This window comes from Acidovorax sp. LjRoot204 (genome assembly GCF_056175785.1).
Map to the genome: position 1 here is coordinate 42,109 of NZ_JBGFFF010000014.1, position 8,839 is coordinate 50,947.

Genomic DNA, 8,839 nt, shown 5'->3' on the forward strand with positions numbered 1-8,839 from the left:
ATTACTTGGCCAGCAGTGCGTTGACCGCTTCGATGTCCTGCTGCGACAGCGTGCCCGCCGCCTGGCGCAGCTTGAGCCCGCCCAGCAGCACGTTGTAGCGGGCCTGGGCCAGGTCACGCTTGGTCTGGTAGAGCTGGCTTTGGGCGTTGAGCACGTCGATGTTGATGCGCACACCCACTTGGTAGCCCAGCTTGTTGGCGTCCAGCGCGCTCTGGCTGGAGGCTTCGGCCGCTTCCAGGGCCTGCACCTGGCCTTGGCCAGACTGCACGCCATAGAACGCGGCGCGCGTGGCCTGGGCCACGTTGCGGCGCGCGGTTTCGAGGTCGGCCTCGGCCTTGGTTTCGAGGGCCAGGGTTTCCTTCACGCGGTTTTGCACGGCAAAGCCTGCAAACAGGGGGAGGTTCAGTGCCACGCCCACGCTGGCGGCATTGCTGCGGGCCGTGACGCCGGGCGAGGTGATGGTGCCGTGCAGGTTGCGCGTGACGTTGTAGCCCGCCTGCAGGTCCACCGTGGGCAGGTGACCGGTTTCGGCTTTTTTGGTCTCCAGCCGCGCAATGTCCAGCGCAATGGCGGCCTGGCGCACGCCGGGCTGCTGGTCGCGGGCGGTGTCCACCCAGGTGGCAAGGTTGTCCGGCACTACGCCAGGCAGTTGCACCGGCAGTGCCAGGGGCTGCGGCTTGGTGCCGGCGATGCCGACCAGCTGGTCCAGCGCCAGGCGCTTGACGCGCAGATCGTTCTCGGCGGCGATCTCCTGGGCAATCACCAGGTCGTAACGGGCCTGGGCTTCACGCGAATCGGTCACCGTGGTGGTACCGACCTCGAAATTGCGCTTGGCGGCGGCCAGTTGCTCGGACACGGCGGCCTTCTGGGCCTGCACAAAGGTGAGGGTGTCTTGTGCAGCCAGCACGTCGAAGTAGGCCTGGCTCACCCGCACCAGCAGGTCTTGGGTGGCGGCATCCAGCTGGGCCTGGGCCACATCCACGCCGCGTTGGCCTTGCTCCAGCGTGATGCGGTTGGCAGGGCGGTACAGCGGCTGGGAGGCATTGACACCCACGGTCTGTGCCGTACCGGTGTTCTCGATCTTGGGTTTGCTCAGCTCCACGTTGGAGCGGGTGAGGCCCCCGGTGAGTGCGGCGGAAGGCAGCAGGCCGGCGCGGGCCTGGTCGGCCTTGCGGGCTGCGGCGTCCAGTTGCGCACGCGCCGACTGCCAGGCCGTGTCATAGGTGCGGGCCGATTCCACCAGCTGCAGCAGGCTTTGGGCCTGGGCTGGCGCACACAGCGCTGCGCCCAGCGCCAGGGACAGGATGGACAGGGACAGGGGCCTAAACGGTGTCATTGGGGGTCCTTCGGAAGAGTCTGCGAATCGAATCGGGGTGGGCAGCGGCGGGCAGCACTGGGGCATGGGTGCGGCAAGTGCGGTCCATCAACAACGGTCCATCAACCACAAAAGGCGTCAGTAGCGCGGCACCGCCGGATCGCTTTCGTGCGACCAGGCGTCAATACCGCCGGTGATGTTGGCCAGATGCTCGAACCCGTGGTGCTGCAAGAACGAGGCCACGCGCAGGCTGCGGGCGCCGTGGTGGCACAGGCAGGCAATAGGGCGTTGCGCCTGGCGGGCGGGCTCCAGCTCGGCCAGCCGCGCGGGCAACTCGCCCATGGGGATGGCCACCAGCTCAAACCCGTCGGCGCGCACGCTGGCGGTCTGCAGCTCCCAAGGCTCACGCACGTCCAGCACCAGGGGCTGGCTGCCTTCAGGTGCAGCGGCAAACCAGGCAGACAGCTGGGCGGGGCGGACGTGATCGATCATGCAAAACTCCGAAGGCAACCGAAGGGCAGGGGGTCAGAACGTGAAGCCAGAGGGCTCGGGGAAGTTCACCAGGCGCGGCGCGATGGTGTCCCACGGCGAGGTGGTCTCAAAGCGGTCGCCGGTGCGGCGGGTCAGGGTGAAACGCATCACGGGCTCGCCACCCACGATGGCGCCCAGGCGGCCCCCATCGCGCAGCAGGGACAGCAGGTGGCTGGGCACCTCGGCCACGGAGCCGCTGAGCACAATCACGTCAAACGGGCCGTCAGGGATGGCATCGCGGGCGCCATCAGCCTGGCGAACGTCGGCGTTCTGCACGCCCGCGTCGCGCAGGTTCTCGCGGGCCATTTCGGCCAGCTCGGGGTGGATTTCGAGGGACACCACACGCTCGGCGCGGGCGGCCAGCAGGGCGGCCATGTAGCCCGAGCCGGCGCCGATTTCGAGCACGCGGTCGGTGGGCAAAATGCGCAGGTCTTGCAGGATGCGCGCTTCCACGCGGGGCTGCAGCATGCTGTGGCCTTTGCGCACGGCTTCTTCAGCGTCATTGCCCAGCAGCGGGACTTCAATGTCCATGAAGGCCATGCTGCGGTAGGCCGGGGGCACAAAGTCTTCGCGGCGCACCACGGCCAGCAGGTCCAGCACGTCGGCATCGAGCACGTTCCAGGGGCGGATCTGCTGCTCGATCATGTTGTAGCGGGCCTGGGCGATGGGGTCGCTGATGTTGGCGGACGTGTTCAGGGGCAGGTTCATGGGATTTCTCCGTGGGGCAGATGCAAGGCCGATCGGGGCGATCAGGACAAACCTTCGATTTTAGGCGCTGCCGGGGCACGTCCCATCTTGCGAAGCGCCCACTGGGCCAAGTCGTCCATGTAGCAATACACCACCGGCACCACCACCAGGGTCAAGAGAGAAGAGGTAATGACCCCGCCGATCACGGCCTGGCCCATGGGCGCGCGCTGCTCTGACCCTTCGGACAACGCGAACGCCAATGGCACCATGCCAAAAATCATGGCCAGCGTGGTCATGAGGATGGGGCGCAGCCGCACCCGGGCGGCCAGCAGCAGCGCGTCAGCGCGGGGCAGGCCGGGCACGGTCTGGCCCTGGTCATTCACGTGTTCCTCGCGGGCACGGATCGCAAAGTCCACCAGCAGGATGGCGTTCTTGGTCACCAGCCCCATCAGCATGACCACGCCGATGATGGAGAACATCGACAGCGTGGAGCGGAACATCAGCAGCGCCAGCACCACACCGATCAGCGTGAGTGGCAGCGAGGTCATGAGCGCCAGCGGCTGCAAAAAGCTCTTGAACTGGCTCGCCAGGATCATGTAGATGAAGATGATGGCCATGGCCAGTGCCGAGATGGCGTAGCCGAACGATTCGGCCATGTTCTTGGTGGAGCCGCCAAACTGGTAGCGGTAACCCGGCGGGAAGGTCACGGTCTCCAGCGCCTTCTTGATGTCGTTCGACACTTCACCGGCCGAGCGCTGGGACACGTTGGCGTTCACCGCCACTTCGCGGGTCAGGTCGCGGCGGTTGATCTGGTTGGCGCCGGTGGATTCGGTGACGCTGGCGACCTGGTTCAGGCGCACGATGCGGGTCGTACCATCGGTGGCGGCCAGGGCAAAGGGCAGGCGCTCCAGGTCGGCCGGGGTGGTGCGCGCCTCGGGCGCCAGGCGCACATTCACGTCATAGGTCTGGTCGTCGGGCGCACGCCAGTTGCCCACCGTGGTGCCTGCCACCAGCGTGCGCAGCGAGGCCGCCATGGGCGCCACCGACAGGCCCAGGTCCGACGCCACTTCACGCTTCACATCCAGCGCAATCACGGGCTTGTCAGGCTTGGCGCTGGTGTCCAGGTCCACGAGGCCGGGAATGTCGCGGATCTTCTCGGTGACGATTTTGGTCAGGCGCTCCAGTTCGCGCAGGTCGGGCCCCTGCAGCGAGAACTCCACCTGCTTCTGGCCTCCCACCGCGTCCAGCAGGCCCACATGGGTCACGGTGATGCCGGGCACGGTCTTGAGGCGCTCGCGCAGCACGTCGGACATCTGGTCCACGCTGCGGCTGCGGTCCTTGCGGTCTACCAGCCGCACGTAGATGCTGGCGTACATCTTGCCCTGGGCGTTGCCGGTGTTGATGGTGGCCAGTGTGTAGCGCACTTCCGGCATCTCGCGCAGGATGCCTTCCACCTGCCTGGCCTTGGCCTCGGTGGCCTCGAGCGACGAACCCACGGGGGTGTAGAAATTGAGGGAGGTCTCTGAAAAATCGGCCTTGGGCACAAACTCGGTGCCCAGCAGCGGCACCATGACCACGCTCAACACGAACACCGCCAGGGCGATGACCATGGTGGCCAGCTTGTGCACCAGCGACCACCGCAGGATGTGCTGATAGCCCTCTGCCAGCGCATCGGTGGCGCGGTCAAACCAGCCGGTGACGCGGCCAATGGTCTTGTCGTAGAAGGTGACGGGCGCCGTCTTTTGGCCGTGCGCATGAATGCTCGGGTCGTGCCAGATGCTCGACAGCATCGGGTCGAGCGTGAAGCTCACAAACATCGAAATCATCACCGCCGCGACGATGGTGATGCCGAACTCGTGGAAGAACTTGCCGATGATGCCGCCCATGAAGCCGATGGGCATGAACACTGCCACGATGGACAGCGTGGTGGCCAGCACCGCCAGGCCGATCTCCTGCGTGCCGTCCATGGCGGCTGCGTAGGCGCCTTTGCCCATCTGCACGTGGCGCACGATGTTTTCGCGCACCACGATGGCATCGTCGATCAGCAGCCCCACGCACAGGCTCAGCGCCATGAGCGTGATCATGTTGATGGTGAAGCCAAACATGTTCATGAACAGGAACGTGCCGATCAGCGCGATGGGCAGCGTCAACCCGGTGATCACGGTGGAGCGCCAGGAGTTCAGGAACAGAAAGACGATGAGCACCGTGAGGATGGCCCCCTCGATCAGCGTCTGGCGCACGTTGTTGACCGCCACGCGGATCGGGCGGGCGCTATCGCCAATGGTTTCGAGCCGCACCCCGGGTGGCAGCTGGTTCTTCAGTTCCACCACGGCGGCGTTCAGGCCATCGACCACCTCAATGGTGTTCTCGCCCTGAGACTTTTGCACCGACAGCAGCAGCGTGCGCTGGCCGTTGTAGAGCGCCAGGCTTTCCACTTCCTGCGCGCCGTCGTTGACGCGGGCCACCTGGTCCAGGCGCACCGGCGCCCCGTTCTTGCGGGCCACGATGATCTTGCCGAAATCCTCGGGCCGCTCCATGCGCGCGTCGATCTGCACCACGCGCTCCTGCGCCAGCGAGCGGATCGCACCCACGGGCAGGTCCTGGTTCTCGTTGCGCACGGCATTGGCCACCTGGTCGGGGGTCACGCCAAAGGCTTCCAGGGCCTGCGGGTTGAGGTAGATGTTGATTTCGCGCTTGGTCGCACCCACCAGGTTCACCGCGCCCACGCCGCGCACGTTTTCCAGGCGCTTCTTCAGGATCTGCTCGGCCCAGGTTGTCAGTTCCACCGCGCTGCGACCCGATTTTTCGTCGGGCAACACGGCCAGCGACCATACGGCGCGGCTGGCAGGGTCAAAGCGCAGCACGCGTGGCTCCTTGACCTCGGTGCGCAGCAAGGGGCGCACGGTGGCGACCTTTTCGCGCACATCCTCGGCGGCCTTGCGGCCGTCGATGTGGAGCTGGAACTCGATGATGACAACCGCCGTGCCCTCATAGCTGCGCGAGGTGAGGGCGTTGATGCCCGCAATCGAGTTGACACCTTCCTCGATCTTCTTGGTGACCTCGCTCTCGACGATTTCAGGCGACGCGCCGGGGTAGTCCACGGTGACCACCACCACCGGGAAGTCGATGTTGGGAAACTGATCGACCTTGAGGCGCTGGTACGAGAACAGGCCCAGCACGACGATGGCGAGCATCACCATCGTGGCGAACACGGGGTTTTTAAGACTGACTTTGGTGAACCACATGGCGCGTCCGCTGGTCAGGGCGCAGTGCGCGAGGCGGGAGCGGCTTGCGGCGCAGCAGTTGCCGCCGCCACGGGCGTGCCCTCGCGCAGCGAACCCATGCGGCCCGCAATGACCGTCGTGCCCACGGGTACGCCGTCCACCGCGACCAGGGTCTGCCCATTGACCACGGCGCGCGCTCCCGTCTGTACCGGCGCATAGGCCACGCGGCCCTCCTTGATCGTCTGGAGGTAGGGTGCCGGTTTGTCGGTGCGCACGGCATCCAATGGAACGGTCAATACCTGCGCACTGCCCGTGGCCAGAAGGCCTTGCACAAACAGGCCCTGGCGCAGGCTGGCGTTGTGGGGTGCCTGGTCCACCCGCAAATAGACTGGCACGGTGCGGCTGCCCGCCTGGGCGCTGGGGTTGATGCGCACGACGGTGGCTTGTACCGGCGCCGAGGCGCCTTCGACCGTGAGCTGGGCCTTCTGACCCACACGTACGCCGACGGAGTCAGCCGGGGTGAGGAGGGCTTCGAGTTCCAGGCGGGAGAGGTCCACCACTTCGATGATGCGGGCGTCGATGGGCACCCGCTCTCCCGGCTGGGCCAGCCGCTGCGCCACCAGGCCGCTGATGGGGCTTTTGAGGACGGTGTCTTCCAGCGCCTTGCGGGCGACATCGGCGGCCGATACGGCTGCCTGGTAGCTGGATTGGGCCGCTTCCAGGCTGGCCTGCGAGGTGACCAGCGCCGTGGCAGAGATAAAGCCCTGGTCTACCAGTGCACGGTTGTTGTTGTACTGCCGCTGGTTGATGTCCACCTGCGATTTGGCTGCATCGGCCTGTTGCTGGGCCTGGCGCAGGCGTGCACGGGCTTCGGTCGGGTCGATGCGGGCCACTTCCTGTCCCGCCTTGACGCTGTCGCCCTCGCGCAAAGTCAGGCCCTGCAGCTCGCCGGCCACGCGTGCCTTGACCATGGCCGAGTCCACGGCACGCAACGATCCTGATACCGGTACCCCCAGCGAGAGTTGGGACGATTGCACGGTGATCACTTCGTCGGCCGCCAGCTGCAGCGGTGCCTCGGCCCGTTGTGTGGACGCCTCGGCCAAAGCCTTCTGCTGCGCCTGCCGCGCCGCCATGGCACGCCAGACACCGCCACCGAGCAGCACGACAACGACGGCTGCAGCCATCCAGGGAATCCAGCGTTTCATGGTCAGGGTGTGCGCGAGCGCGTGAAAGAAGGGGGAGGGGACGGCTTGTCAGACGGCAATGTGCCTGCTGCGCCGGAAGCCGCAGGCGCCTCGGGGCGCACACACAGGCCGTGCAGGATGTTGTCGATCTGCGTCTCGATGTATTGCTCAGGCGTCAGCTCCTGGGCATCAGGCACGCAGGCGCCCACTGAGTGCTTCCACATCATGAGGAAGATCATGGGGGCCAGCACCAGGTACACGGCGTAGTCGAGGTTCACGGGGCGGAATTCGCCCCGCGCAATGCCACGCTCCAGGATGCGGCGAATCAGCGCCTGGCCGGGCAGGATGACTTCGTGCTGGTAGAACTGCGCAATCTCGGGGAAGTTCTGCGCCTCGCTGAGCATGAGCTTGGTAATGCCTGAGGCCTTGGTACACCCGATGCGTTCCCACCAGACCTGGTAGCAATAGCGCAGGACCTCGCTGGTGGTTCCCACAAAGGTCTCCAGCTCGCTGTTCCACTCGGCAAAGCGGCCGGCGATGTTTTCGCGCACCACCGCCTTGAAGAGCTCTTCCTTGCTGGGGAAGTACAGAAACAGCGTGCCCTTGGATACCCCTGCGCGCGCCGCTACCTCATCCACCCGTGTGGCGGCAAACCCCTTCTCGACGAACAGGTCGAGAGCAGCCTCCAGCAGCTCGCCCGGGCGGGCTTCCTTGCGGCGCTCGCGTTTGGTGCTGGTCGTGGCAGAGGAGGGTGGGGGGGGAGTGGTCAAACCGGCTATTTTTAATGACTGACTGGTTAGTAATGTAGCCAGTGCCTGTGGGCGCGTCAATGCGGCCTTGTCACAAGCTGCCAAAAAGGCGCGTCGTTTCGCATTGATGCGGTGCACATCTCTCCTTGCTGGCACGGTGGTTGCGTGCGCTCGGTGCAGTGCACCGGTGCCGCAAATGTCTGCAGCGAGACAAATTTCGCTTCTAAATGTCTTATTGACAGGACATTAGAACTATTCCTAATATGACCTCCATGCCGTCCAACAACCTGCCGCTCCCCAAGTACCACCAGATCTATCTGGTGCTGCGCGAGCAGTTGCAAGAGGGGCGGTTTGCCGATGGCCTGCCGGGCGAACTGGCGCTGATGCGGCAGTTCGCGGTGGCGCGTGTCACGGTGCGCCGCGCGCTGGAGCTGCTGGAAGGCGAGGGCATGATCTCCCGCGAGCCCGGCCGGGGCACCCGCCCTGTGCCACCCGCCCCAGCTACCGCCAACGGCGCGGGCGGTGAGGGCGAGAGCAGCCGCGCGCATCTCACGGGCCTGCTGGAGAACCTGGTCAGCATGGGCCTGCGCACCTCCGTCAAGGTGCTGGATGTGGACACAGTCACAGCATCGCGTGCCGTGGCCGGCGCGCTGAACATCGCGGTGGGCGACGCCGTGCAAAAGGCGGTCCGGGTGCGGAGCACCAAAGAGGGGCCGCTGTCCCATATCACCACCTATGTGCCCGCCGACATTGCCCGCCAGTTCGGACGGCGCGAGCTGGCGCGCAAGCCCATCCTGGTGCTGCTCGAAGAGTCGGGCGTCAAGGTGGGCCGCGCGCACCAGACCATCTCGGCCAAGCTGGCTGACGCTGTCGTGGCCCGCCACCTGGATGTCTCGGTGGGCTCGGCACTGCTGGCTGTGCGCCGTCTCATCTATGACGACCAGGAGCGCCCTGTGCAGTGGCTGCACGGCCTGTACCGGCCGGACCGCTACGAATACGAAATGCAGCTGTCCCGTGTGGGCAGCATCGACGCCAAGGTCTGGGTCAGCAAAGAGCTGTCGGCCCAGTTCCACTGAATCCGTTCCTCCAACCTCAACCCGACCCATCTGCCAGGAGAATGCCCATGAGTACTCGCCGCCATTTCATGTC

Annotated in this window: 7 protein-coding genes; 1 reads left to right on the forward strand and 6 read right to left on the reverse strand. The window is 65.7% G+C overall.

Features of this window, described 5'->3' with window-relative positions; all coding sequences use genetic code 11:
- Position 1: 1 nt before the first annotated feature.
- The 6 genes from AC04MI_RS04980 to AC04MI_RS05005 form a co-directional block, all read right to left on the reverse strand.
- The gene (locus AC04MI_RS04980; RefSeq protein WP_056744773.1) at positions 2–1,336 is read right to left on the reverse strand and encodes a TolC family outer membrane protein; all 1,335 of its coding nucleotides are present in this window, start codon (positions 1,334–1,336) and stop codon (positions 2–4) included.
- Between the two features lie 117 nt (positions 1,337–1,453).
- Positions 1,454–1,807, reverse strand: a complete 354-nt coding sequence (locus AC04MI_RS04985) for a rhodanese-like domain-containing protein (protein WP_055401749.1) — start codon at positions 1,805–1,807, stop codon at positions 1,454–1,456.
- A gap of 33 nt (positions 1,808–1,840) precedes the next feature.
- Positions 1,841–2,554, reverse strand: a complete 714-nt coding sequence (locus tag AC04MI_RS04990) for a protein-L-isoaspartate O-methyltransferase family protein (protein WP_436075146.1) — start codon at positions 2,552–2,554, stop codon at positions 1,841–1,843.
- Positions 2,555–2,595: 41 nt separating this feature from the next.
- Positions 2,596–5,778 carry an efflux RND transporter permease subunit gene (locus AC04MI_RS04995; RefSeq protein WP_288850282.1) on the reverse strand — a complete coding sequence of 1,061 codons (3,183 nt, stop codon included), beginning with the start codon at positions 5,776–5,778 and terminating at the stop codon, positions 2,596–2,598.
- 14 nt (positions 5,779–5,792) lie between these two features.
- On the reverse strand, positions 5,793–6,962 hold the full coding sequence (locus AC04MI_RS05000) for an efflux RND transporter periplasmic adaptor subunit (RefSeq protein WP_121942895.1): 1,170 nt from the start codon (positions 6,960–6,962) through the stop codon (positions 5,793–5,795).
- A gap of 2 nt (positions 6,963–6,964) precedes the next feature.
- Complete coding sequence (locus AC04MI_RS05005) at positions 6,965–7,711, reverse strand: TetR/AcrR family transcriptional regulator (protein ID WP_116749892.1); 747 nt, start codon at positions 7,709–7,711, stop codon at positions 6,965–6,967.
- 242 nt (positions 7,712–7,953) lie between these two features.
- Between AC04MI_RS05005 and AC04MI_RS05010 the strand changes: the two genes are divergently transcribed.
- The gene (locus tag AC04MI_RS05010; protein WP_199170813.1) at positions 7,954–8,766 is read left to right on the forward strand and encodes a GntR family transcriptional regulator; all 813 of its coding nucleotides are present in this window, start codon (positions 7,954–7,956) and stop codon (positions 8,764–8,766) included.
- The last annotated feature ends 73 nt before the right edge of the window (positions 8,767–8,839 follow it).

Bases quoted from the DNA above. Each gene is read 5' to 3' on its own strand.
- AC04MI_RS04980 (WP_056744773.1), bottom strand. From the start codon at position 1,336: ATGACACCGTTTAGGCCCCTGTCCCTGTCCATCCTGTCCCTGGCGCTG.
- AC04MI_RS04985 (WP_055401749.1), bottom strand. From the start codon at position 1,807: ATGATCGATCACGTCCGCCCCGCCCAGCTGTCTGCCTGGTTTGCCGCT.
- AC04MI_RS04990 (WP_436075146.1), bottom strand. From the start codon at position 2,554: ATGAACCTGCCCCTGAACACGTCCGCCAACATCAGCGACCCCATCGCC.
- AC04MI_RS04995 (WP_288850282.1), bottom strand. From the start codon at position 5,778: ATGTGGTTCACCAAAGTCAGTCTTAAAAACCCCGTGTTCGCCACGATG.
- AC04MI_RS05000 (WP_121942895.1), bottom strand. From the start codon at position 6,962: ATGAAACGCTGGATTCCCTGGATGGCTGCAGCCGTCGTTGTCGTGCTG.
- AC04MI_RS05010 (WP_199170813.1), top strand. From the start codon at position 7,954: ATGACCTCCATGCCGTCCAACAACCTGCCGCTCCCCAAGTACCACCAG.